Origin of the sequence: Pantoea ananatis LMG 2665, assembly GCF_000710035.2 — a bacterium.
Lineage (GTDB): Bacteria > Pseudomonadota > Gammaproteobacteria > Enterobacterales > Enterobacteriaceae > Pantoea > Pantoea ananatis.
Map to the genome: position 1 here is coordinate 808,660 of NZ_JMJJ01000004.1, position 22,817 is coordinate 831,476.

Sequence of the window (22,817 nt, forward strand, 5' to 3'; positions counted from 1 at the left end):
AAACCCTTATCTGGCAGGTTATGTGATCTGGAATGTTTCTTACATAAACGATTACGACAGCAAAATATTGCTGGCACACAATATGCTTTATTCCCACCTACAACATCCAATAATCAGACAGGGGCATCGCATGGCATCTACGGGACTTAAAAAGAAATTAGGGTTGGTCGATCTGTCATTACTTGGCATCGGCTCAATGATCGGTTCGGGCTGGTTATATGCCGCCCTTAACAGTTCCGGCTATGCGGGCAGCCATACCGGCTGGGCATGGGTACTGGGTGCCGTGATCGTTCTGATGATTGGCCTGGTTTACGCCGAGCTGTCCTCAGCGCTACCGCGCGCCGGCGGTTTTGTTCGCTATCCCAATTATTCGCACGGCAACATCGTTGGTTTCGTGATTGGTGTCAGCTCGCTGCTGGCCTATACCAGCACCGCAGGGGTGGAAGTTGAGGCCGTTCGTCAGTATGCGATCTACTGGTGGCCCGCACTGGGGCATGAGGACGGCAGCCCAACGGGGTTAGGGTTTGGCGTGCAGATTGGGCTACTGGTGGTGTTTTTTCTGCTCAACTACTGGAGCGTCAGCTTCTTTGGGCGGGTGAACACGATTGTCACCACCTTCAAATTTATCGTGCCGTTGCTGACCATCGTGACACTTCTGCTTTACTTCCATGCGCCGAACCTTGATGTTCCACCTTCTCCGCCGGGTGGGGCTCATGGCGTTTTCAGCTCACTGACGGGGGCAGGGATTGTCTTTGCCTATCTTGGCTTTCGTCAGGCGGTTGATTTTGCCAGTGAAGCTAAAAATCCACAGCGCAACGTGCCGCTGGCAATCGGTATTGCCATTGCTGTCAGCTTCGTGATTTACCTTGCCCTGCAGTATGCGTTCATGGGGGCGGTACCGACCGATTTGCTGTCACAACATGGCTGGGCAGGGCTGAAGCAGATATTCCAGTCTCCCTATGCCGATCTGGCCCGCAGCCTGGGGCTGACCTGGTTGATTAACCTGATTCTTATCGACGCGGTGATTTCCCCGGCCGGGACCGGCAACATCTACCTTGCCGGCGCCGCGCGCGTGCTGTTTGCCTGGGCGCGTAATGGCCATCTGTTTAAAGTGTTTGGCAAAGTGGATGCAAAATCTGGCGTACCGCGCGGTGCATTGTGGCTGTCGCTGCTGCTGGCCATCGCCTGGACATTGCCTTCCGAGTTTCAGGTCTGGGGCGGCTTAATCGGCGCGGTGACGTCGGCAACCGTTTTTACTTACATGCCCGGCCCGATAACCCTGGGCGCTTTTCGTCAACACCTGCCCGATATGCAGCGTCCGTTTCGTCTGCCCGTTGCGGCGGTTCTCAGCCCGCTGGCGTTTGTTGCCAGTACGCTTTTGATTTACTGGAGCGGCTGGTCTGTTAATGAGATCCTGATTCCGATTCTGATTTTTGCCTGGGTCGCTTACGCGATCTTTGGCAAAAAGAGCAACCAGTTCAGTCAGGATTTGCAGTGCGCCTGGTGGCTGCTGGCTTATTACATCGCGGTCATGGTGGTTTCTATGCTGGGTACCTACGGCGGAAGCGGTATGATTGACGCACCACTCGATATGATCCTCATTATTGTCGCGTCGCTGGCCTGCTACTTTTGGGGCGTTAAAGCGAGCTTTTCTCAACCCAACATTACCGATGAGGAAGCGGAATCCGCATCCTTTAGCCAACACGCGGTATAGTGTTTATCGCCTGCACCTGTGCTCCGGCACAGGTGCTTTAGCGGCAGCGTTTACCGGAATTAGTCTTCGTTGCCCCACTGATTCAGGAAGGTGGCGATCTCATCAATGCGTTGTTCATTAATGCCCGCTTCAACGGCCATCTCTTTCTGCGCTTCTTCACTGATTTCTTCGTTATTCATTAAACGGCCAATCAGCAACTGGAAATAGTGTGCCAGGGCGTCACGCTCGGATTCGCTTACCGGCGTTTCCGTTTCTGACGAATACTCATCGGCAATGTCATAGTATTTCAGTGAGACTTCGTTGTTCATATCTTGCCCTCAGGGTTAGCACCTGTGTCTTTTGTGACTGAATAGAATGGGTTAATCATAACATTCATCTCGCGATTTTTCTGCCAGTCAGCGGCGGGGGGCGGGAAAATTAACAAGCGTGCGGGCATCCGCTTATTTGTCCGTTCATGCATTAACCAGAGTGAGCTGCGCGTGCCCATAGAACAGATTATTGGCTAGGGACGAAGCCGGGCCGTTCTGGCCATGCGGTAAGTGCCATCACGAGGAAAATGTCGGGATGATGATGGGATAACGTCCCGCTGAGATCCCAATGCGGCGATAAAAGTGATGTTTATGACGAAGACGTGTCCAGATAGGGAAAAATAAACCTCTCGACCGCCTGCTTTCCGATGCCTGATGTAAAGCTGATGCCTGCCTTTTTTAAAATAGTGCGTCCCGCTCCCCTGTTCTTCGGGTGCGGATCGTCCATGGCAATATAAATATGTTTTGGCTTTAGCTCTGCAATTGTTAAAGCACACGAAGGCGTTCTGCCCTGAAAAGAGCAGGGCTCAAGCGTGACATATATTTCACATTCGCTAATGGGGAAGGTAAGTTTTGCGATCGCGTCGATCTCGGCATGGTGTTGGCCTGGCGGTTGTGTAAACCCCTTAGCAACGAACTCGCCGTCATGAACGATCACGCATCCAACAGGGATTGGGTCTGCATTCGGGTAATGCCTTGCGGGAGTACTCCAGCGCCAACATCATAAATTTTAGCTTTTCTTCCATAATGCCTTTATCTGCTGAAGCTCTGGGATCAGAAGACATCCATATTTATGGCCCCTGTCATCGATGTCCAGCGATTAAGGAAACTGAACCACCGCATTGAGTATGGGTAATCACATCACAAGGCCAGATGGCAGCCCTTATTTGTGAACCTCTGTTTCCTGTTTTACAGGCCTGTCGTTTTGGTTTACCTGTTCTGGTAAAGATCCCAACGGTTACCATAGAGGTCTTCAAATACCACAACCAGCCCATACTCTTCCTCTCGTGGTTCCTCACAAAACGTCACACCTTTCGCTTTCATGGCTTGGTAGTCGTGCCAGAAATCATTGCTCTGCAGGAACAGGAACACTCTGCCGCCGCATTGATTACCAATAAAGCTTTCCTGACGGTCACCTTTATCCAGCACGCATATCGTTATCGCACCCAGGCATTGCTCAACAGACAGGAAATGTGCTTCTGGCTTTAGCGCTGAACGGAACAGGTAGGCGGCGGGAAAAACGGGCAAAAAACGGACCCAGCATACAACTTGAAGTCATCCGATAAGCAGGTTAGCCTGCTGCAACCACAAGTGAAAAAATCTCATCATACAGGTAACGTCGGTCATGGCTCTGATCCCCAAAAACTACTCGCGGCTGGAAAGTGGCTATCGTGAAAAAGCATTAAAAATCTATCCGTGGGTTTGTGGGCGATGCTCGCGGGAGTTTGTTTATTCAAACCTGCGGGAATTAACGGTTCACCACATCGATCACGACCACACCAATAATCCGCCAGACGGCAGTAACTGGGAGCTGCTGTGCCTGTACTGCCATGATCACGAACACTCAAAGTATACGGAAGCCGATCAGTACGGCAAATCCGTTGTGGCTGGCGAGGATGCGCAGGATGATGTGGGGGCCGCCACCTACAATCCCTTTGCCGATCTAAAGTCGATGCTCACCAAAAAGAAATAACCGCTGGCCATCCTGTTGCGTCTTGTCTTTATGCATGACGATGGCAGGTGCTGACATCTGGCAGCGTTTGGAACAGGGCAGGAGAGAGGCGTCCTGCCGAGTGTTAGCCGCGTTCTGTCAGCCCGGCAGGCCTTATTTTACTCTGCACGTTGCGCTCCCCATGCCCACCAGCCACAGTGTGGGCAGGGGTTCGTACAGCAACGGAAGGACCACCATGAAGAAGGCTCATGTTAATGTGAAATTAAGTCGCTTTCACTCATGTTACGACTCTGGCATAAAATATGCTTATTGATTGCAGGCGCGTTAAAAACTGTGAAGCAGACGAGACAAGCAGGCCGGTCTGGCAAATAACGCAGTTTTTACATCAGAATTCAGGATCCAGACACGATGAATAACAATTTCACCTTTACGATTAAGAGCAGTGTTTTTGATGAGAATTACAATCCGTCAGAAAACACCCGCATCACGACCAACTTCGCTAACCTGGCCCGTGGCAAGAACCGCCAGGAAAACCTGCGTAACGCCCTGGTGATGATGGATAATCGTTTTAATTCCCTGGCGCACTGGGATAACCCGAAAGGGGACCGTTATTCTGTCGAGCTTGAGATCATTTCCGTTGAGATGAATATCAATGTGGAAAATAATCGCGATGCTTTCCCGGTTATCGAAATATTGAAAACCAGTATCGTCGATAAAAAAACCGACGAACGTATTGAAGGCATTGTGGGGAACAACTTCTCTTCTTACGTGCGTGACTATGACTTCAGCGTCTTGCTGTCAGAGCACAACAAAAATAATCCGGTGTTTACTATCCCGGAAAACTTTGGCGAGCTGCATGGCAATATCTTCAAATGCTTCCTGCAATCAGAGGCTTACAAGGCGAATTTTAGCAAGTCACCGGTGATCTGCCTGAGTGTTTCAAGCAAAAACACCTATGTCCGCACCGGCAACCGTCACCCGGTACTGGGCATTGAGTACCAGCAGGATGAATACTCGCTGACCGATAAATACTTCAGCAAGATGGGATTACATGCGCGCTATTTTATGCCTGAAAACAGCGTTGCGCCCCTGGCGTTCTATTTTACGGGTGATTTGCTGCGTGATTACACTAATCTCGAACTCATCAGCACCATCAGTACGATGGAAACGTTCCAGAAGATTTATCGCCCTGAGATCTATAATGCAAACTCGCCGGCTGGTATTGAATATCAACCGAGCCTGAGCCATCGGGATTATTCTTTAACGCAAATTGTTTACGACCGAGAAGAGCGTAGCCATCTGGCTATTGAACAAGGGAAGTTTACCGAGAAGAACTTCATCAAACCCTACAAAAATGTTCTTGAGCAATGGTCTGCTAATTACGTTCTTTGATTAACTCAGTATAAGGTTACCTGTTATGAAAACTTTGTTACCGACTTCCACGGCGGGAAGCCTGCCAAAACCGTCCTGGCTTGCGCAACCTGAAACACTGTGGTCGCCTTGGAAACTGGAAAATGAAGAATTAATCGATGGCAAGAAAGACGCACTGCGTTTGATTCTGGACGATCAGGATCGCGCCGGTATCGATATCGTCAGCGATGGTGAGCAAACGCGCCAACACTTTGTGACCACCTTTATTGAACACCTAAGCGGTGTGGATTTTGAAAAACGCGAGATCGTCAAAATCCGTAATCGTTATGATGCCAGCGTGCCGAGTGTGGTGGGTGAAGTGGCCCGTCAGAAGCCGGTCTTCGTTGAAGATGCCAAATTTTTACGTCAGCTGACGAATAAACAGATCAAATGGGCGCTGCCGGGTCCCATGACCATGATCGATACGCTGTATGACAACCATTACAAGAGCCGCGAAAAACTGGCCTGGGAATTTGCCAAAATTCTTAACCAGGAAGCGAAGGAACTTGAGGCGGCGGGTGTCGATATTATCCAGTTTGACGAACCGGCATTTAACGTGTTTTTCGATGAGGTGAATGACTGGGGCATTGCCGCCCTGGAACGCGCCGTTGAAGGGCTTAAGTGCGAAACCGCTGTGCACATTTGCTACGGTTACGGCATCAAAGCCAACACCGACTGGAAAAAGACGCTCGGAACCGAATGGCGTCAGTATGAAGAAGTCTTCCCTAAGCTGCAGAAGTCGAACATCGATATCATCTCGCTGGAATGCCAAAACTCTCGCGTGCCGATGGATCTTATCGAACTGATTCGCGGTAAAAAAGTGATGGTCGGGGCCATTGATGTGGCAACCAACGCGATCGAAACCCCTGAAGAAGTGGCCGATACGCTGCGTAAAGCCCTTCAGTTTGTGGATGCCGATAAGCTTTATCCCTCTACCAACTGTGGCATGACGCCGTTATCCCGTCAGGTTGCCCGGGGCAAGCTGAGTGCCCTCAGCGCCGGTGCAGAAATCATCCGTAAAGAACTGCTGTCGAAATAACGGCGTCAGACATTCGGTGAATGACCTGTGTATGAGCAAAGGCCCGATCGGCGATCGGGCCTTTTTTGTCACCCAGTCAGGCTTGGCTCTGTAAAGCCGCAATAAAATAACCGCCGCGTACGCCTGCTGGCCGTTATTTTCACGCGCTGGCATAAGGTGTGGACGTAAACGGTGCCCGGACAGATGCCCGAAAGCAAAAAGGAGAGGGGATGAACAGATTGTGAGTGTCAGCCAGCCTTTCTGCGCTTCCACTCATCCACCACCTCTCCCAGGTTTTTGGGAATGTCATTGCGTATCCAGGCCATAAAATCCCGATCGAACCGGAAACGTTCTCCGCACTGTGCAACTATAAAGCGACGCACATTCTGCGTATTTTTATAGTTTTTATCCACGATCGTCATGCGCGTCAGTTCTGCGCTGTGCCAGTCAATGTTCATCCGCTTGCCTCAAGTAACACGTGGTAAAGGCGAAAATCGTCGCGCCTGGCCGATTACGCTTCAGTGCTGGATAGTGGCATTAAAAATGAATGGATACCGGTTTTGCGCGCTGAGGACAGGATATAGCAACATCCCTGCCATCCCTGCCCAAGAGAAGGGCATGCTTTTTATTAAGCGACCGGCTCTTTGCGTAATGAGCAACGTTATAGCGTTAAAAGACGTTGCGAGCGATCAGTAAAGGGTAATCCAGTCTGGATAGCATCAGTTTGTAGAAAATGGCCAAGGATAAATTTGACCTCCCTGGTTAGCTTTCAAGTGCCGCCAGGAGGGTGGCTTCCATTTTTTCCGGCGTAGCGATGGGTGCAAAACGCTTGAGTGGTTTGCCGTCGCGTCCGATCAAAAACTTAGTGAAGTTCCATTTAATCCGCTCACCCAGCACACCGGGTAACTCCGCTTTCAGGTAACGAAATAGCGGATGCGTTCCGGGGCCGTTAACCTCTACTTTTTCGAACATGGGGAAGCTCACACCGTAGTGAATGTGACAGGTCTGCGCGATGTCGTCGGCACTGCCCGGTTCCTGCTTACCGAACTGGTTGCAAGGGAAACCCAGTACCACCAGCCCCTGCGCAGCGTACTTTTTGTAGAGTGCTTCAAGACCTGCATATTGTGGAGTGAATCCACAATGGCTGGCGGTATTCACCACCAGAACCAGCTTGCCAGCATAGTCGGCCATCGAGATGTGCTGGCCATTCAGGCTGGTGGCGTTGAGTTGATGAAAAGTGGTCATGCTGAAATCCTTAAAGTGCGTGTTAGTCAGGGCAAAGATGAGCACTCAGACGGTTTCTTGCTTCGCCCCGTCAACCAGCGCTGTTTTCTCTGTCATTTCAGTGACCCGCCGACCTTTGATTTACTCAGCGTTGCGTGAATCATGCCCGATCAAGGCACAACCCTGCCATTAAATCTGTTTCTGAAGAATAACGGGATGCTTTCAGGAAGCCTGTTTTTTTAACATGATTTTAAGAAGGCTTATGATTTCCTTTTGCTCATGGTCTTCTAACCTGTTCAGAAAATGTGAATCAACGCTTTCAGCAATCGGTGATGCAGTGTTAAGCATCTCTTCACCCTGATCGGTAAGCGTAACAAATCTACGACGTTTGTCTTTTTTTCCTTCTTCACGTTGTATCAGACCTTTATGTTCCATGCGAACCAGCAATTCTGCCAGCGTAGCCTTCGAACTTAACGCCGCCTCTGTTAATTCCAGTTGTTCGATTCCCGGTTTAGCATGAACGGCTGAAAGAACAGCATACTGCTGCTTTGTCAGAAAGGGCATCGCTTCCTGCCACAGGGCGGTATGTTCCTGTAGAAGTTGCCTCGTCAAATGGAAGAAAAGGTTGCTCAAGTCATTGTTCATATTAACTTTTCTCTGGCTCTGTCATCCTCGTATTTAGTTAATGTTAAATCATTATCCCACCGTTAAACATTCTTTATCACCAGATACAAAAGGTCACACTAAAAATAGTAACCATGGAAATCAATTGACTTTATGGGTTTGAGTAGATTACCGTTAATTTCATTCGTACACGAACGTTATTTGCAAGGAAGTCAGATGAGAATTGTAATCGGTATGACGGGAGCAACAGGTGCCCCTTTAGGGGTGGCTCTGCTCAGCATTTTGCAGGAAATCAAAGAGGTTGAAACTCATCTGATTTTGAGCAAGTGGGCTAAAACCACAATTGAACTCGAAACGCCTTTTTCATCGCGTGAGGTGATGAGCATGGCTGATGTTGTGTATGGCCCGTCCGACCAGGCCGCTACTCTCTCGTCAGGTTCTTTTCACACCGATGGGATGGTCATTATTCCTTGTAGTATGAAAACCTTAGCGGGAATTCGCATGGGATACGCGGAAGGCCTTATTGGACGGGCTGCTGATGTCGTCATTAAAGAAGGCAGAAAACTTGTGCTGGTCCCCAGAGAGACGCCTCTAAGCACCATTCACCTGGAAAATATGCTAGCCCTTTCCCGTCTTGGCGTATCCATGGTTCCGCCCATGCCCGCTTTTTATAACCACCCCGCAGTAATTGATGATGTGATCGATCATGTCGTTTCTCGTGTTCTCGACCAGTTTGGGATTGCCTCGCCAAAGGCAAATCGCTGGAAAGGCCTGAACAATTCTAAGAAATCCCTGAGTATGGAGAGTAAATAATGGCTTTTGATGACCTACGTAGCTTCCTTAAGGCTCTGGACGAGCAGGGGCAGCTTCTTGAGATTGATGAAGAGGTTTTACCCGAACCTGATATTGGCGCGGCCGCTAATGCTACAGGCCGAATTGGTGAAGGTGCACCGGCAATCTCATTCAAAAAAATAAAGGGGTTCAATCATGCTCATGTTGTGATGAACACTATTGGTTCCTGGCAAAACCATGCAATTTCACTGGGCCTCCCAATGAATACCCCAGTGAAACAGCAGATAGATGAATTCATTCGTCGCTGGGACACTTTTCCTGTGGCAACAGAGCGGCGCGACAATGCGCCCTGGTCAGAAAATACCGTTGATGGTGAAGAGATCAATCTCTTCGACATCCTTCCCCTGTTCCGCCTGAACGACGGCGACGGCGGTTTCTATCTTGATAAGGCCTGCGTAGTATCACGTGACCCGCTTGATCCAGAACATTTCGGTAAGCAAAACGTCGGCATTTACCGGATGGAGGTGAAAGGTAAACGTAAACTCGGGCTACAGCCCGTGCCGATGCATGACATTGCACTTCATCTCCATAAGGCCGAAGAACGCGGCGACGATCTGCCAGTGGCTATTACGCTGGGTAATGACCCCATTATTACATTGATGGGCGCCACGCCGCTGAAATACGACCAGTCAGAATATGAGATGGCAGGTGCGCTGCGTGAAAGCCCGTACCCCATCGCCTCCGCGCCTCTGACCGGCTTTGATGTGCCGTGGGGATCGGAAGTCATTCTTGAAGGCGTGATAGAAGGGCGCAAACGTGAGATTGAAGGACCGTTTGGCGAATTCACCGGCCATTATTCCGGCGGTCGCAATATGACCGTTGTACGGATTGATAAGGTCTCCTACCGCACTAAGCCAATATTCGAGTCATTGTATCTGGGAATGCCCTGGACCGAAATTGATTATCTGATGGGCCCGGCAACCTGTGTCCCTTTGTATCAACAGCTGAAAGCGGATTTCCCTGAGGTGCAGGCTGTAAATGCAATGTATACACACGGATTACTGGCCATTATTTCTACAAAGAAACGTTATGGTGGATTTGCCCGTGCTGTAGGCGTACGGGCGATGACAACCCCGCATGGTCTGGGCTACGTCAAGATGGTGATCATGGTCGATGAGGATGTCGATCCCTTTAACCTGCCTCAGGTGATGTGGGCGCTGTCTTCAAAGGTCAATCCGCAAGGCGATCTCGTTCAACTGCCAAACATGTCCGTACTGGAACTGGACCCGGGTTCCAGCCCTGCGGGAATCACGGATAAACTTGTGATCGATGCGACGACTCCCGTGGCACCGGATACCCGCGGCCACTACAGTCAGCCGGTAAAAGACCTGCCAGAAACTTCAATCTGGGTTGAGAAGTTAACGTCCCTGTTATCAAATCGCGGTTAAGGAGAAAATATGATTTGTCCACGTTGTGCTGATGAACACATTGAAATCATGGCAACATCCCCAGTTGAGGGGATATGGACGGTGCATCAGTGTCAGCATTGCCTGTACACATGGCGCAATACAGAGCCAGCCCGAAGAACGGAGCGGGAACATTATCCTGAAGCCTTCCGGATGACTCAACGTGATATTGATAATGCGCCGGAAGTCCCGTCTGTCCCTCCTCTGTTAGCTAAGTAACTTACTTTCTGGCGGGTCCAGGCCAGGCCCGCTATGCATGATTTGCCACGTTAAAAAATCACATTGTTAACGTCCTGCCTTGAGATGCCAAATATCAAACCTAATCTGCCTTTTCTGGCGTCACAGGTTAAACATGCCCCGATCTCCTGGATTTTGCTTACTGAACAGCAGGTCTGTCATGAGAAAAATTTTCATGCTTCTCATTCATTCTTGATGAAAAGGGCTACAAAAATGACGCCCGCAATGCTACATCCACCCGCCAACAGGAAGACCATCGGATAACCGGCTGCAACCGCGATCAAACCTGCAAGGGGGCCACTAAGCCCATAGGCGATGTCCTGAAAAGCGGCATAGCCACCTAATGCCGTTCCTCTTGTTTGCGGAGGAGAATGACGCAAGGCGATAACACCCAGCGAGGGAAAGATTAAAGAGCATCCGGCACCGGTCATGCCTGCTCCAATCAAAGCGAGCATTGGTGTGGATGCTGTACCCAATGTCAGCAACCCCAGGCTTTCAGTTAAAAGCGAAAAAATTGCGACAGTTTTGCCGCCAAACCGGTCCGGGAAATGACTAAAAATGAGGCGTACAGCGATAAACATCGCGCCAAACGCTGTTAATGCCAGTCCCGCGTTCGCCCAGTGCTGCTGGTTAAAATGAAGGGAGACAAACGTACCGAGAACAGCAAAACCAATGCCCTGAAGTGCAAGAGCCAGCCCTGGACGCCAGATTTTGCCGACAACGGACCACAGAGGCAGGCGAACGCCATGTGAGGGGATGACAGCGGGAACGGCAGCATTCAGCGTAAAGGCAATAACAGGCAGCATGACGGTACAAAGGCCAATTGCCCAAAATCCATAATAGTGAAAGAGATAAAGGCCAAAAGGCGCGCCTGCTGCCAGAGCACCATATGTGGCTATCCCGTTCCATGACATGACTCGCCCCCCTTTTTTGTCGCCACTCAAACCCAGCCCCCATGCCAGGTTCCCTGTCAGGATCTGGCTTTCACTGATGCCCAACAGTATCCGGGCGGCAAAAAGGAAGAATAACGTCAGGAAAGGAAAGTGAGCGACCCTGTCCGCCACAAGCAGCATAAGGCCGGAAAGTGTGCTAACCGCCAACCCCATATGCATCACTTGTTTTGCGCCACGTTCATCTGCATTACGTCCCGCGATCCCGCGCGTCAGCAGCGTTGCGACAAACTGACATCCCATGACTAATCCAACCAGGGTGTCGCTGTAACCAAGAATATTATGGACATAGAGAGGAACGACCGTCAGGGAGAGCCCAATGGTCATGTAGGCAAAAAACATGGCGAAACTGATACGTAACACGTGCAAGGTTGACTGGCGATCGTTGAATACAGCCGTAGATAAACGCATTGGCATTCACCAGAAAAATGATTTTTTACTGAATGGCCCTGAATGTTGATCAGGGCCAAATACAGGCTTACGCGTGAGTCGCAGGGCGATCGCTTGCATGCCTGAGCGCAGCCCTTGAATCGCTGTGCCATAGGCGGCGTTGCCTGAAGAGCCACCTGAAGCGTTAGAGAATGTACTTATGTCTTCCAGACAAGCGCCAGTTAGCTGTCCGTCGGGATCTACAGCGATACGGCCAGGGTAAATGACATCTGATTTTTTTGGTCTCCTGACCATAACGGGATACCTTCGACTGTGTATAAAAGAGGGATAAACCACGATGTTCAACATGAATGTTAGAGATTTAAAATTCCATTTTCAACTTAAATGGATTTAAAATTTTAATGCTGCATGTAATTGAAATCACTCATTACCCGTCTGCGATTGCCTTTTTGTTGGTTTATATTCATTATAAATCATGCGTATGTAATTTTTTTGATTGCAAAATAAATATTTCATGTAAAGAGCATTTACGGCTTAAATATTCCTTTTTGAGATCGTCTTCCCAAAAATGGAAGATGAATTTTAAATGTGTTGATGTTTCGATTGTTTGTTTCATAATCCTGTTAATCCATTACCTGCATGCCATTCCTTATCTGCGTTCGCTGGTGAACAACCTTGAAACTGGCAGGCGGATCGAATGGAAACCATCAGATTGACTATGGCCCAGGCATGCGTTCAGCTCATTGATAATCAATACATTGAAGTAGATGGCAACGCGAAGACATTCGTTAAAGGCATTTTCGCTATTTTTGGGCAGGGATATGTGTTGGGTTCAGGTCGGGCGCCTGGAGGAGAGCGAGGGGGCATCGCTGTCTGTCAGTCACGAAAAGAGAGGAGATGGCATGTCGCTGGTGCCCAAGCCGGGTATCGCAAAAGAGAGCATTCGCGCTATTGCCGATATGCTGGCGAAAAGAAATGGCCAGGCCTGTCACTACTGATTTATTCAGAAGGAGAAAGGGATAATGAAAGTCGCTTTTGATGTTGACGTCATTAAGCATTTATCAATAACCGGCATGATTCGTCAGGTTTCTGAGTGGGATTATAAATATATTGAACAATCCCCGCATCCGCGTATCAACCCGTTCTGTAAACATCCCCGAGCTTCCAGAGCGTTGATGAGCGAGTATAAACGTGCACTGAATCAGTACGGGGTGGCACTCTCTTCCTTCATCGTTAATCCGCCAGATGTTAATGCCACAATTCACCAGCATAGGGGCATTGGCGAAGGTGAAGTGGATTTTTCGCGTATTACGTGAAATGAATTTTGCAAATCGAAAATTCGAAGTCGGCGGTGAATCCATTATTACCGCATCACTATTATGATATCCGGAAAAAATGAACTCACAGGCCGTCGAAACGCGCAGGATTATCGAAAGAGAACTTTTAGGTCAATCATAAAGATGACATCAGCGCCGGAGGGATTTTTTGTGTGCGGCGTATCCATGCCTGATTTTCTGGAGGCTACATATTAAGAATGACAGTTTAACATTGTTTGTCTTTTACGTTTCTATTTCATTATCTACGCAAATTCAAAACAGTCATTATATGACTTCACTCAGTCAAACTGTGTGAATTAAACGCAAAGGTAACCGTATGAGTACGAAAGAGAAGAAATATAATCTCGCCTATGTTATGGCGATCTGCACCGTGGCAGCATTGGGTGGCCTGTTACAAGGGTATGATACTTCCGTTATTTCAGGTGTTATTGAGCCTCTCAACAGACATTTTAGTTTAACGCCATCGCAGACCGGTTGGGCGGTATCAAGTATCGTTATCGGCTGCGTATTAGGCGCATGGCTCGCCGGTAAACTTGCCGATAATTATGGCAGAAAAAAAGCCCTGACTATAACAGTATTCTTTATGCTGGTTTCTGTAGCGGGCATGGCATTAGCCACCGACTTTACGATGTTTATTATCTTCCGTATTCTGGGCGGATTCGGCATTGGACTGGCATCGGTTGTGTCACCTATTTATATGACGGAAGTTGCACCAAGGAATTATCGCGGCCGCGTTGTCGCAATGAATATGGTCTTTTTCGTTGGTGGACAGGTTTTGGTGCTGATCGTCAATTATTTGATCGCCAAAGGAGCAGATGAAACCTGGCTGGTGACGGTTGGCTGGCGTTATATGCTTGGATTTGGTGTTATTCCTTGCTTCCTGTATTTAATGTTTATGGCTTTTATTCCGGAGTCTCCTCGCTGGAATATAATGAAAAATCGTGATGCCGAAGCGATGAAAACCTTGACTCGCATCTCCAACCCTACGCATGCCTCGAATTTATTTAATGAAATTAAAGCATCTTTTAATACTGATTCAGTAACGACATCTGTAAAAAATGTACCTTCGATAAAGGGGTTAACACGTAACGCGAAGATGTTCATCATCATTGCGTCAATGATTGCCGTATTCAACCAGTTCACCGGCATCAACGTTATTCAGTACTTTGGGCCAACCTTGTTGATGAATGTCACAAGCAGCATGGAAGAAGCCATGTTTATGGTCACCTGGCTAGCGGCGTTGCAGTTCCTGGGCGTGCTTGTCGGTATTGTCTTTGTTGATCGTGTCGGACGCCGTATTTTACTGCTGACTGGCTCTTTCGGCACCTTCATCTGTCTGGCGCTTACCTTCCTGACTTTCTATTTTGGTATTAAAGGCTATGCCTCAATCATCGGCCTGTTAGGCTTCATGTTCATCTTTGGCTTAACATGGTCGCAAATCGCCTGGACCGTGGTGGGCGAAATTCTGCCTAACCGCCTTCGCGCAATGGGCATGGGGATCGCTTATGCCTCAATGTGGGTATCCAACTTTATCATTAGCCAGGTTTTCCCGATTATCAATGATAATCCATGGCTGCGTGAAAAATTCCACGGTGGATTCCCGCTGCTGCTGTTCTCAGTATCCTGCCTGATATCCTGGTGGTTCGTAAAACGCTACATTCCGGAAACAAAAGGTGTGGCACTCGAGAAAGTCGAAGAACTCATGAATGCCCTTATCAATAAAAATTCTGTATCCGTCACGACCAGTGATATAAAAAATTAATATAGTAAGGACGTAATTATGACTATTCATATTGCTAATGCACCTTGCAGTTGGGGAGTTGATGATCCTAAAAATCCGTTTCTGCCGCCCTGGCAAAAAGTTCTCAGTGAGGCAAATCAGGCGGGTTATAAAAGTATTGAACTCGGACCGTGGACATATTTACCAACGGATCCGGTCAAACTGACGGAAGCCTTAAATAAGGCCTCGCTTTCAATCGTGGCGGGTACAATTTTTGATGATTTAGTCAGTGACAGTAATTTTGATAACATGATTGAGTTGACGCATAATCTGTGTCGAAATCTTTCTAAAATACCCACTGCGGTGAAAGATCACAGCTCTAATTATCCCGCGCCATATTTGGTGATTATTGATTTTGGTAATGAAGAACGCGCTCGTTATGCCGGACATTCAGATAAAGCACCTCGCCTGAGTGCTGATGACTGGCAGCGCATGGTCTCACATATTAAAGAAATAAGTTCTCTGGCCTGGAGTGAATACGGTGTTCGTCCGGTAATTCATCCGCATGCGGGGGGATGTATTGAGTTCTCAGATGAAATTATCAAAATTGCTGAGGATATACCGCATTCAGTTGCTGGGTTATGTCTGGATACAGGGCACCTTTATTATTCTGGCATGGACCCTGTAAGCTGGCTTGAGAGTTATTTCGATCGCCTTGATTATATTCATTTCAAAGATGTGAACGAAAGTGTCCATAAAGATGTACTCAAGCGTGGACTGGATTTCTTTGCCGCATGTGCAGAAGGCGTAATGTGCCCCATTGGCAAAGGGGCAATTGATTATCCCGCAATTAAGAAACTCCTTAACGACCTGAATTATCAAGGCTGGATCACGATTGAGCAGGAACGCGATCCACGCCAGGCTGATGGCAGTCTACACGATGTGACCGAAAGTCTTAAGTGGCTAAAATCAGTCGGCTTCTAACCGGAGATAACATTATGATTAACGGACTAAAACCGCTTAACAGATCTGTTCGTTGGGGAATGGTTGGGGGAGGTGGCACAAGCCAGATTGGTTATATTCATCGTTCTGCAGCCTTAAGAGACAACGCATTCACTTTACTGGCAGGCGTATTAGATATTGATGCTGAACGAGGTAAAGCCTTTGGTGTTCAACTCGGTATTGCAGAAGATCGATGCTATCCCGATTATGCAACCCTGTTCCGGGAAGAGGCGAGTCGTGAAGATGGCATTGAAGCTGTCTCAATTGCCACCCCAAACAATACACACTTTGCTATATGCAAAGCTGCACTGGAAGCCGGTTTGCATGTGATTTGCGAAAAGCCGCTCTGTTTTACCGGCGAGGAAGCAAGCATTCTTGCGGCGTTATGCAGAACCCATACAAAAATCATTGGTGTCACATATGGATATGCAGGGCATCAATTAATTTTGCAGGCGCGGCAGATGATCGAGGAAGGGCTGCTCGGTGATATCCGTATCATTAACATGTCCTTCGCGCACGGTTTTCATGCAGAAGCAGTAGAACTGGACAATCCTTCCACCCGCTGGCGCGTGGACCCTAAATATGTCGGGCCAGGTTATGTTCTGGGCGATCTGGCTACCCATCCGCTGTTTCTGGCTGAAACAATGCTGCCTCAATTGAGCATCACACGGTTGCTGTGCTCGCGGCAGAGCTTTGTCAAATCCCGCGCACCGCTGGAAGATAACGCCTATGTGCTGATGGAATATGACAACGGTGCGGTGGGTTCTATGTGGTGCTCAGCGGTGAACTGCGGTTCTATGCATGGTCAGAAAATTCGTGTTGTGGGTTCGAAGGCAAGCCTGGAGTGGTGGGATGAGCAACCTAACCAGCTTCGCTATGAAATCCAGGGGGAGCCTGTTCGGATCCTTGAGCGCGGAATGCCTTATCTCAGTTCGCAGGCTCTGGCTGACGATCGCATCGGGGGTGGACACCCGGAAGGATTGTTTGAAGCATGGTCTAATCTTTATCGCCGCTTTGCGATTGCAATGGATGCAACCGATCGTGGCGACGCGAAATTCCTGGAATCATTCTGGTATCCCGATGTGCACGCCGGTCAGATCGGTGTGAACTGGGTAGAGCACTGCGTCAAATCTGCTGATGCGGGCGGTGAATGGATTGATTTCAATATTAAGTAATCATTAACGTACCTGGCCACTGTGGCAAGTGGCCAGGTAATGGGTGAGGGCTTAAAACCACCAGTATTCTTACCCTCTCATAACGCCACTCCCGCTTAGTAATCCCCACCTGTATCAGAGACAACAAGGCCTTAACGGTGATATCTGCCCTCATCAAACAAGCCCGGAAATGAGCTTTCGAGCGTTATAAAACATAAACACGGGAGCGGCGCGCCGAACCAACCCGCCGCACCCGATTTACTGTAGAAACAGACATCCAGATTTAGGTCTGTGATCCCTAAGCTCCCGCGCGATGTGGCTCAAATGAAATGACGAACAGATCCCTCAGACAACACTTTCCAAAAGGAAGCGACGCATCTGTTCCCCCCTGGCAAAGATTAAACCCTGTTGTCAGGCAGCTCAGCGAAAGGCCGGGAAATGCGCCAGGCTCTGAATTCCCCGGAGAGCGTTTTGACCAATGTGTTTCATCCGTTGATTGAACTCACAGCCAGAAGTGAACCGATCAATTGCTTTCTGTCTGAACACCGCGATAAGGGCGACTGAGTTGCGGTGTACAAATTTCAGAGGCTAAAAAGGGAACGCCTCAGTTGACTGTGAACGTCGCATGGTCAGAAAAGTGTTTCTTTAATGGTGATTTCGTCCACCCGGAGGATTGAAGACATGTCGAAACCTTTCATATCTGACATGAACGCCTCGCTGCTCATGTATTTCTGATTGATAGCCTGTATATCGGCTCCCTCCTGATAGGTCACTGTTGCAATGACCTGACAGTTTTCTCCCAGATAGACATCATTGACATAAATATCAAAAGCAGAAAGAGAAATCCTGTGTCGGGGCCAGTGTTTGTGAAAATAAATTTCTGCTGACTGGCTGTCTTTGAGTGTATAAATCCTGACCTGTTTCATCTTGTCCATCCTGTTGTGAAGGTGTTCATCAAGGCGGAAAGTCAAAGCATACCCACTTCATTTCTGGAAAATTAACAAAAGACCACTTCTCGCTCTGAGCCGACGTTCATTCTTTTAAACTGGCGCAAACTTTCTCTGTACCTGACGGACATCAAACGCAAACGCTTACCCGCACGCATCGCTAATAATAATCCCGGTAATCGCTGAAGCTATGGCCGCGTGAGTCGATAACGCATGCTCAGCTCATTTTTGGGGCTGAAGAGGGCTCATGCGTGCTGGTCATACCGGCGCAGCATTTGGCCCTCTTTTTTACAACACCAGTACGTGCATTCCTTTTAATTACAATGGAAATAACAATATGTCTGTCATTAAGACAATGACCAGAAGCTTAACCGGTTCCCGTTTTGCAGGGGCCGCTCGGCCCGCCGATGGGATCTTTCACTGTGAAAGCTTACCTGCATCGCTCTCTGCTGCAGGCCTAAGCAAACGTGCTGCGGGTATTTTGCTGACGTTTGTACCGCCAGAGGCAGATTTTCAGAAGGTCAGTCAGGCATGGCAACGTTTAACATCGGCGGATCTGACCGTCATTACGCTCTCCTCGAACGGGGCGCTCAGCGCCAGCGGCAAGCAGACAACTTACTGCAAGGGAGACGGACAAGAGGGCAGCTGGCTCTGGCTGCCTCGCAACCTGATAGCGGAGCATGAAACGCACATTGTCGATTTGCATCTTCACGACACGCACACGGCGACCGATCGCATCAGCGCCATTCAGCATGAACTGGCCGCACTGAAGCTGCGCATGCCGCTTTCTGCCGATCGCACCTTCGCTATGATTTACTGCGACGGACTGTCCGCATCAGAAGGCTTTCTGATGCAGGCCTGGTATAACACCGGGCGCTTTCCATGCCTGGCGATTGGTGGCTCCGCAGGAGGACGTGCAACCTTTGACGGCACATGGATGGGTATCGGCGGTCGTGTGCTGCAGGGCAAGGCCGTTATCGTGTTCTGCAAAATGGCAGCGGGTAAATCCTTCGCACCCTTCAAAAGCCAGAATTTCGAACCGCTGAATAAAAGCTGGCTGATTGCAGAGGCCGATCCGGTGAAGCGTACGTTGACGTCGGTGTTCAACGCGCAGGGACAGCAGCAGCCATTCACCCAGGCGCTGGCCGAACATCTTGGCTGCAACGCACAGCAGCTAAGCGAGCGGCTTAAAGGTCTGACATTTGCCGTCAAGGTAGGCGAAGCCTTCTTTATTCGTTCCGTGGCGAAAATGGACAGCCAGAGTGTACAGTTTTTCTGCGACCTGGAATTTGGCGATCGGCTTTACTTAATGCGTGAAACCGATTTTAAACAGGCCACGCAGCGTGACTGGCAGGCCTTTACCCAACGCCACGGCAAACCGGCAGCGATTCTGATGAACGATTGCATACTGCGTCGCGTAGGGAATGCCGATAAGCTGCACGATGCGCATTTCTTTAAAGGGATCCCGGCCGCCGGCTTCTCCAGTTTTGGTGAGATTCTCGGCGTGCCGATCAACCAGACGCTCTCTGCGCTGGTGTTCTTTAATCACAGCGTCAATGCGATGGCGCAATTCCCGGTGGAATATGCCAGCTATGCGGCTCACTACGCTCAGCGCGCCCTGCGTCGCTGGGAGGCGCTGAACAGGGTGCAGTCCGGTGTGCTGGCGCGCGTGGTGAATTATCAGCAGGAGTTAGCGCCTATCGTCCAGGCACTGCCGGTGCTTGAGGCGGCAACCCAGAGCCAGAGCGAGGCGTTGACGATGGCCGAGAGCAGCATCCGCGCTATCAGCGATATCGCCAAAGAGAGCCAGCAGGCACAGAGCCGCTTAGGCGACGGGTTGGACGATCTGGAGGCGATCTCCAATGGCATCAACGTCATTACGCATGGCATCAGCAATATCGCGTTCCAGACCAATATTCTGGCGCTTAATGCGGCTGTTGAAGCCGCCCGTGCGGGTGAGGCGGGCAGGGGATTTGCGGTTGTCGCCGGAGAAGTGCGTCGTCTGGCGCAATCCTCCAAAGAGCAGGCGGAAGCCACGGCAAGCAATATCAACGATGCGGTCAGCACGATTTCCCGCATTCGCAATGTGGCGACAAACACCGTGCAAACTGCCACGGACATGGCAGAGCGCAGTATCCACGCAGCCGATGCCATAGCGGCGATGAGCGACCGCACCCGCCATGAGCGGGCAGGTATGGCGAAACAGCTGGATAGCCTGCGCACCTTAACAGCGGGAATGGATGCCATGCAGGAAGCGGTGGCCGAGCTGAAAGTGCTGCAAACCCTTTCGGCTTCTCGTTAACGCACGCCTCAGCCGTTATCACCACGCTGTACCAGCGGCTGCAATTCAATAGCTTGATGAAAATGGCTCAGGGCTGAGCCGTTTTCAGGCTATTTCACCGTTGTCTTGCAGCAAAAGCCCGGTCCGCAAAGCAGAGGCGATGCAGACCTGCCGCTTACTGAGGACGGGAACGTCAGTATCGGGCCCGACTACTGTTCAGACGCAAAGAGGGGGCGGTTGCGACAACCGGCCCGGGCATCACGGGCTGATCGCTCAGCATGGACAAAAATGCCTGAGACCAGCGATGACTGCTGTGCAAATGCAATCCCTTCATCAGACGCGCGTGAAGATGACGCCGTTCCCTTACCGGCATCAGCAGTGCGCTATGAATGGCATCGGCCATCGCATCGGGATCGTAAGGATTGACGATTATCGCGCCGTCCATTTGCTCTGCTGCGCCTGCAAACTGCGACAGGATCAGCACGCCAGGGTTATCGGGATCCTGAAGTGCAACATACATCTTCGCCATCAGGCTCATGCCCGCCATCAGTGGGGTCACCAGCGCAACACGGGAAGCGCGATAGATTCCCGCCTGCTCTTCCCGACTGTAAGCATGCGTCAGACAGTTCACCGGGTACCAGTTCATCATGCCGTGCACGCCGTTAAACTCGCCGCACAGGGTTTCTAAGGTGTGACTGATTTCCGGCGCGCGATGCGCATACCCGGCAGAGGGCGGAGCCAGCTGCAACAGGGTAATATTTTTTTGGTAAACAGCATGTTTGCGCAGCAGCACTTCCACGGCGCTGATTCGGTAAGGCAGTCCGGCACTGTCATCAAGATGGCCGCCACTCAGTACGGTATTTTCTGGCAAGTTTTCGCGGCACTGCATTTCCATGAAGGCACAGCTATTGCTGTCTCGCAGGCAGCGGGCATCGTCAAGGTCAATCCCCACAGGAAAGACGCCGAGCCGGACAATACGGCCTTGTACCCGAAAGCTGTCGCCAGCCAAACGCTCTGTACGGAATTCACTTTCCAGCCAGACAATAAAGTTGTTCATGTCCTGTACCGTTTGAAAACCGATCACGTCACAGCACAGCAGGGATTCGGTGAGCCAGCGCCAGTCGGGAATGGCCTCAAACATCTTGCCCGATGGGAAAGGCTGATGCAGAAAAAAGCCCACTGGATTGGTCAAACCGGCTTCGCGAAGATAGCGGGCGCAACCCAGCAGATGATAATCCTGTATCCAGATTCTGTCCTCGGGCAGGGCGTGCTCACAAATTGCACGCGCATAAGCCTCATTAATATTTTTATATTCCCGATAGCCGTCAGCGGAAAAACGGGCCAGATCCGGGCGCTGGTGGAAAACAGGCCAGAGTCCTTTATGAACGTAATTGTGATAACCCTCATTCGCCTCGCCGGGTGTCAGGGGAAAGGTCAGGGTTTCATAGTGATCTTTCTGCTGAGATGACAGAGGTCTTGCCGTATCCGATGGCAGAACTGCGGTCTGGCCATCCCAGCTCACCCAGAGCCCACCTTGATGGGCGAGAATGCCTTCATAAATCGCAGTAAGCGTGGAGCGTTGAGAATGATTGTGTGATACCAGGATAAGACCTGACATGGTGTTTTCCTTGTGAGACAGAGGTTCGTCAGTCGCATTGCTTAACGACCAACAGCTGGATAATTGAGGCCGAATGAGAAACTGAAGCAGGCTGCTCATCGTTATAGTCGCTTAATGTCTACGTGTGATATCGGAGTCTGCTGGGTAGTCAACGCCGTGATACAGAGGCGGCGCCACGTAAATACCCGGCAGTGAGGGATGACAGATGAAGCCGTTGTGTTGAAGAAACTCTGGTGCGGATTCACTCAGGGCGATAATACGATGGCAGCCGCAGGCACCTGGATGCGACAGACAGCAGCGCAATAGCCAGGATCCCAGACCGATAAACCGATATTCTGGCGAAATAAACAGATCCTGGATTACCCAGGTTTCGGCCATATCGGTTATGACGCGTGCAAAGCCGATTTGTCGTGCATTACGGTAGACGCCAAAACAGAGACTGCTGTTCAACGCCAGCGTCAGAAGGCGCGCATCGGGGATTGTCGCCCCCAGCCATTGAGCAATCAGCCGGGGGTTAAGCCTGGTCGGATCGGTGTTGACCTCAATCGCATCTCTGAACCATTTACGGGGTGACATCAGCCGAAGACGTTGCTGCTCAGCCAGCTCGACTAAGGCGGCATCGCCACTGAAAGGCAGAGAAAAGGGCGCATTAACGCATTTCATCAACGACTTCCTTATGCATGGGCCATGAGTACCCGGTGCCGTTGATTAAAACGCCCGGCGTGTAAAAGTGGCGTAAAAAAGAAATGGCGAGGTGTAAAAAGGATGCAAAGGAAAAGCGGTGATATGGGCTGGCTGTACCCATTATCAGGTGTTAAGGGATCGGGCTTAAACATAGCGACTGTGTCTGAAAGCTGACTGTGTACCTGAAATGTCTCCTGAGCCTTTTTAGCAAAGATTCATCCCTGCAGAATGGAGACTTATATGCGTTAAATGACGTCACCGATAAACGG

The 22,817-nt window shown here is 50.0% G+C and carries 21 protein-coding genes and 3 pseudogenes; 13 read left to right on the forward strand and 11 right to left on the reverse strand.

What is annotated here, in order from left to right:
* Positions 1-130: 130 nt before the first annotated feature.
* Positions 131-1,714, forward strand: a complete 1,584-nt coding sequence (locus tag EL29_RS05620; RefSeq protein WP_028715042.1) for an APC family permease — start codon at positions 131-133, stop codon at positions 1,712-1,714.
* Between the two features lie 59 nt (positions 1,715-1,773).
* On the opposite strand, the gene EL29_RS05625 is transcribed toward EL29_RS05620, so the two are convergent.
* The 3 genes from EL29_RS05625 to EL29_RS05635 form a co-directional block, all read right to left on the reverse strand.
* Positions 1,774-2,022 carry a DUF2543 family protein gene (locus EL29_RS05625; protein ID WP_013025493.1) on the reverse strand — a complete coding sequence of 83 codons (249 nt, stop codon included), beginning with the start codon at positions 2,020-2,022 and terminating at the stop codon, positions 1,774-1,776.
* Between the two features lie 310 nt (positions 2,023-2,332).
* A complete protein-coding gene (locus EL29_RS05630; RefSeq protein ID WP_235193299.1) occupies positions 2,333-2,680 on the reverse strand; it encodes a diaminohydroxyphosphoribosylaminopyrimidine deaminase in 348 nt (115 codons plus the stop codon).
* A 272-nt stretch (positions 2,681-2,952) separates the two neighbouring features.
* Positions 2,953-3,270, reverse strand: coding sequence for a VOC family protein (locus tag EL29_RS05635; protein WP_327203925.1), 318 nt, complete (start codon positions 3,268-3,270; stop codon positions 2,953-2,955).
* A 97-nt stretch (positions 3,271-3,367) separates the two neighbouring features.
* Here EL29_RS05635 and yajD point away from each other — a divergent pair, with 97 nt between their 5' ends.
* The 3 genes from yajD to EL29_RS05650 all read left to right on the forward strand — a co-directional run bounded on the left by yajD (position 3,368) and on the right by EL29_RS05650 (position 6,143).
* Positions 3,368-3,715 (forward strand): HNH nuclease YajD, encoded by a 348-nt coding sequence (gene yajD / locus EL29_RS05640; RefSeq protein ID WP_028715043.1) that lies wholly within the window; start codon positions 3,368-3,370, stop codon positions 3,713-3,715.
* Between the two features lie 387 nt (positions 3,716-4,102).
* Positions 4,103-5,086 (forward strand): DUF1852 domain-containing protein, encoded by a 984-nt coding sequence (locus EL29_RS05645; protein ID WP_013025497.1) that lies wholly within the window; start codon positions 4,103-4,105, stop codon positions 5,084-5,086.
* A gap of 25 nt (positions 5,087-5,111) precedes the next feature.
* Positions 5,112-6,143 carry a methionine synthase gene (locus tag EL29_RS05650; RefSeq protein ID WP_013025498.1) on the forward strand — a complete coding sequence of 344 codons (1,032 nt, stop codon included), beginning with the start codon at positions 5,112-5,114 and terminating at the stop codon, positions 6,141-6,143.
* Positions 6,144-6,370: 227 nt separating this feature from the next.
* On the opposite strand, the gene EL29_RS05655 is transcribed toward EL29_RS05650, so the two are convergent.
* The 3 genes from EL29_RS05655 to EL29_RS05665 form a co-directional block, all read right to left on the reverse strand.
* Entirely contained in the window at positions 6,371-6,580 is a 210-nt protein-coding gene (locus EL29_RS05655) for a DUF6434 domain-containing protein (RefSeq protein WP_028715044.1), read from the reverse strand.
* 304 nt (positions 6,581-6,884) lie between these two features.
* The gene (locus tag EL29_RS05660; RefSeq protein ID WP_028715045.1) at positions 6,885-7,367 is read right to left on the reverse strand and encodes a glutathione peroxidase; all 483 of its coding nucleotides are present in this window, start codon (positions 7,365-7,367) and stop codon (positions 6,885-6,887) included.
* A gap of 201 nt (positions 7,368-7,568) precedes the next feature.
* Positions 7,569-7,991 carry a MarR family winged helix-turn-helix transcriptional regulator gene (locus EL29_RS05665; protein WP_013025501.1) on the reverse strand — a complete coding sequence of 141 codons (423 nt, stop codon included), beginning with the start codon at positions 7,989-7,991 and terminating at the stop codon, positions 7,569-7,571.
* A gap of 195 nt (positions 7,992-8,186) precedes the next feature.
* Between EL29_RS05665 and EL29_RS05670 the strand changes: the two genes are divergently transcribed.
* Genes EL29_RS05670 through EL29_RS05680 form a run of 3 tightly spaced genes read left to right on the forward strand, consistent with a single transcriptional unit; the run spans position 8,187 to position 10,447 of the window.
* A complete protein-coding gene (locus EL29_RS05670) occupies positions 8,187-8,783 on the forward strand; it encodes a non-oxidative hydroxyarylic acid decarboxylases subunit B (protein WP_014606031.1) in 597 nt (198 codons plus the stop codon).
* A complete protein-coding gene (locus EL29_RS05675; protein WP_028715046.1) occupies positions 8,783-10,210 on the forward strand; it encodes a non-oxidative hydroxyarylic acid decarboxylases subunit C in 1,428 nt (475 codons plus the stop codon). The genes EL29_RS05670 and EL29_RS05675 overlap by 1 nt, the downstream gene beginning before the upstream one ends.
* A gap of 9 nt (positions 10,211-10,219) precedes the next feature.
* Positions 10,220-10,447 carry a non-oxidative hydroxyarylic acid decarboxylases subunit D gene (locus EL29_RS05680; RefSeq protein ID WP_013025504.1) on the forward strand — a complete coding sequence of 76 codons (228 nt, stop codon included), beginning with the start codon at positions 10,220-10,222 and terminating at the stop codon, positions 10,445-10,447.
* A gap of 200 nt (positions 10,448-10,647) precedes the next feature.
* Here EL29_RS05680 and EL29_RS05685 read toward each other — a convergent pair whose 3' ends face one another.
* Positions 10,648-11,826 (reverse strand): MFS transporter, encoded by a 1,179-nt coding sequence (locus tag EL29_RS05685; RefSeq protein WP_028715047.1) that lies wholly within the window; start codon positions 11,824-11,826, stop codon positions 10,648-10,650.
* A 90-nt stretch (positions 11,827-11,916) separates the two neighbouring features.
* Positions 11,917-12,099 (reverse strand): annotated as a pseudogene (locus EL29_RS23055) (hypothetical protein); the annotation flags it as partial.
* Positions 12,100-12,827: 728 nt separating this feature from the next.
* Between EL29_RS23055 and EL29_RS05695 the strand changes: the two are divergent.
* The 5 genes and pseudogenes from EL29_RS05695 to EL29_RS23410 form a co-directional block, all read left to right on the forward strand.
* Positions 12,828-13,263, forward strand: a pseudogene (locus EL29_RS05695) (IolE/MocC family protein).
* A gap of 195 nt (positions 13,264-13,458) precedes the next feature.
* Complete coding sequence (locus EL29_RS05700; protein WP_028715049.1) at positions 13,459-14,904, forward strand: sugar porter family MFS transporter; 1,446 nt, start codon at positions 13,459-13,461, stop codon at positions 14,902-14,904.
* An 18-nt stretch (positions 14,905-14,922) separates the two neighbouring features.
* Complete coding sequence (locus tag EL29_RS05705; protein WP_028715050.1) at positions 14,923-15,846, forward strand: sugar phosphate isomerase/epimerase family protein; 924 nt, start codon at positions 14,923-14,925, stop codon at positions 15,844-15,846.
* 14 nt (positions 15,847-15,860) lie between these two features.
* On the forward strand, positions 15,861-17,039 hold the full coding sequence (locus EL29_RS05710; RefSeq protein WP_024471205.1) for a Gfo/Idh/MocA family protein: 1,179 nt from the start codon (positions 15,861-15,863) through the stop codon (positions 17,037-17,039).
* An 83-nt stretch (positions 17,040-17,122) separates the two neighbouring features.
* A pseudogene (locus EL29_RS23410) lies at positions 17,123-17,518 on the forward strand (transposase); the annotation flags it as partial.
* A 129-nt stretch (positions 17,519-17,647) separates the two neighbouring features.
* Here EL29_RS23410 and EL29_RS05715 read toward each other — a convergent pair.
* Positions 17,648-17,944, reverse strand: coding sequence for a hypothetical protein (locus tag EL29_RS05715; protein ID WP_015700469.1), 297 nt, complete (start codon positions 17,942-17,944; stop codon positions 17,648-17,650).
* Positions 17,945-18,302: 358 nt separating this feature from the next.
* Here EL29_RS05715 and EL29_RS05720 point away from each other — a divergent pair, with 358 nt between their 5' ends.
* The gene (locus EL29_RS05720; protein ID WP_033765946.1) at positions 18,303-20,267 is read left to right on the forward strand and encodes a methyl-accepting chemotaxis protein; all 1,965 of its coding nucleotides are present in this window, start codon (positions 18,303-18,305) and stop codon (positions 20,265-20,267) included.
* Between the two features lie 172 nt (positions 20,268-20,439).
* Here the strand turns inward: EL29_RS05720 and EL29_RS05725 are convergent, their stop codons facing one another.
* Both EL29_RS05725 and EL29_RS05730 read right to left on the reverse strand, forming a co-directional pair.
* Positions 20,440-21,864 (reverse strand): alpha,alpha-trehalose-phosphate synthase (UDP-forming), encoded by a 1,425-nt coding sequence (locus tag EL29_RS05725; RefSeq protein WP_028715055.1) that lies wholly within the window; start codon positions 21,862-21,864, stop codon positions 20,440-20,442.
* A 111-nt stretch (positions 21,865-21,975) separates the two neighbouring features.
* On the reverse strand, positions 21,976-22,527 hold the full coding sequence (locus tag EL29_RS05730) for a GNAT family N-acetyltransferase (RefSeq protein ID WP_028715056.1): 552 nt from the start codon (positions 22,525-22,527) through the stop codon (positions 21,976-21,978).
* Positions 22,528-22,817 lie beyond the last annotated feature (290 nt).

What these genes read in the sequence shown, in the direction of transcription:
- yajD (WP_028715043.1), top strand. Translation starts at nt 3,368, where the DNA reads ATGGCTCTGATCCCCAAAAACTACTCGCGGCTGGAAAGTGGCTATCGT.
- EL29_RS05700 (WP_028715049.1), top strand. Translation starts at nt 13,459, where the DNA reads ATGAGTACGAAAGAGAAGAAATATAATCTCGCCTATGTTATGGCGATC.
- EL29_RS05620 (WP_028715042.1), top strand. Translation starts at nt 131, where the DNA reads ATGGCATCTACGGGACTTAAAAAGAAATTAGGGTTGGTCGATCTGTCA.
- EL29_RS05675 (WP_028715046.1), top strand. Translation starts at nt 8,783, where the DNA reads ATGGCTTTTGATGACCTACGTAGCTTCCTTAAGGCTCTGGACGAGCAG.
- EL29_RS05680 (WP_013025504.1), top strand. Translation starts at nt 10,220, where the DNA reads ATGATTTGTCCACGTTGTGCTGATGAACACATTGAAATCATGGCAACA.
- EL29_RS05705 (WP_028715050.1), top strand. Translation starts at nt 14,923, where the DNA reads ATGACTATTCATATTGCTAATGCACCTTGCAGTTGGGGAGTTGATGAT.
- EL29_RS05720 (WP_033765946.1), top strand. Translation starts at nt 18,303, where the DNA reads ATGTCTGTCATTAAGACAATGACCAGAAGCTTAACCGGTTCCCGTTTT.
- EL29_RS05715 (WP_015700469.1), bottom strand. Translation starts at nt 17,944, where the DNA reads ATGAAACAGGTCAGGATTTATACACTCAAAGACAGCCAGTCAGCAGAA.
- EL29_RS05655 (WP_028715044.1), bottom strand. Translation starts at nt 6,580, where the DNA reads ATGAACATTGACTGGCACAGCGCAGAACTGACGCGCATGACGATCGTG.
- EL29_RS05650 (WP_013025498.1), top strand. Translation starts at nt 5,112, where the DNA reads ATGAAAACTTTGTTACCGACTTCCACGGCGGGAAGCCTGCCAAAACCG.
- EL29_RS05665 (WP_013025501.1), bottom strand. Translation starts at nt 7,991, where the DNA reads ATGAACAATGACTTGAGCAACCTTTTCTTCCATTTGACGAGGCAACTT.
- EL29_RS05625 (WP_013025493.1), bottom strand. Translation starts at nt 2,022, where the DNA reads ATGAACAACGAAGTCTCACTGAAATACTATGACATTGCCGATGAGTAT.
- EL29_RS05725 (WP_028715055.1), bottom strand. Translation starts at nt 21,864, where the DNA reads ATGTCAGGTCTTATCCTGGTATCACACAATCATTCTCAACGCTCCACG.
- EL29_RS05670 (WP_014606031.1), top strand. Translation starts at nt 8,187, where the DNA reads ATGAGAATTGTAATCGGTATGACGGGAGCAACAGGTGCCCCTTTAGGG.
- EL29_RS05730 (WP_028715056.1), bottom strand. Translation starts at nt 22,527, where the DNA reads ATGAAATGCGTTAATGCGCCCTTTTCTCTGCCTTTCAGTGGCGATGCC.
- EL29_RS05685 (WP_028715047.1), bottom strand. Translation starts at nt 11,826, where the DNA reads ATGCGTTTATCTACGGCTGTATTCAACGATCGCCAGTCAACCTTGCAC.
- EL29_RS05645 (WP_013025497.1), top strand. Translation starts at nt 4,103, where the DNA reads ATGAATAACAATTTCACCTTTACGATTAAGAGCAGTGTTTTTGATGAG.
- EL29_RS05660 (WP_028715045.1), bottom strand. Translation starts at nt 7,367, where the DNA reads ATGACCACTTTTCATCAACTCAACGCCACCAGCCTGAATGGCCAGCAC.
- EL29_RS05710 (WP_024471205.1), top strand. Translation starts at nt 15,861, where the DNA reads ATGATTAACGGACTAAAACCGCTTAACAGATCTGTTCGTTGGGGAATG.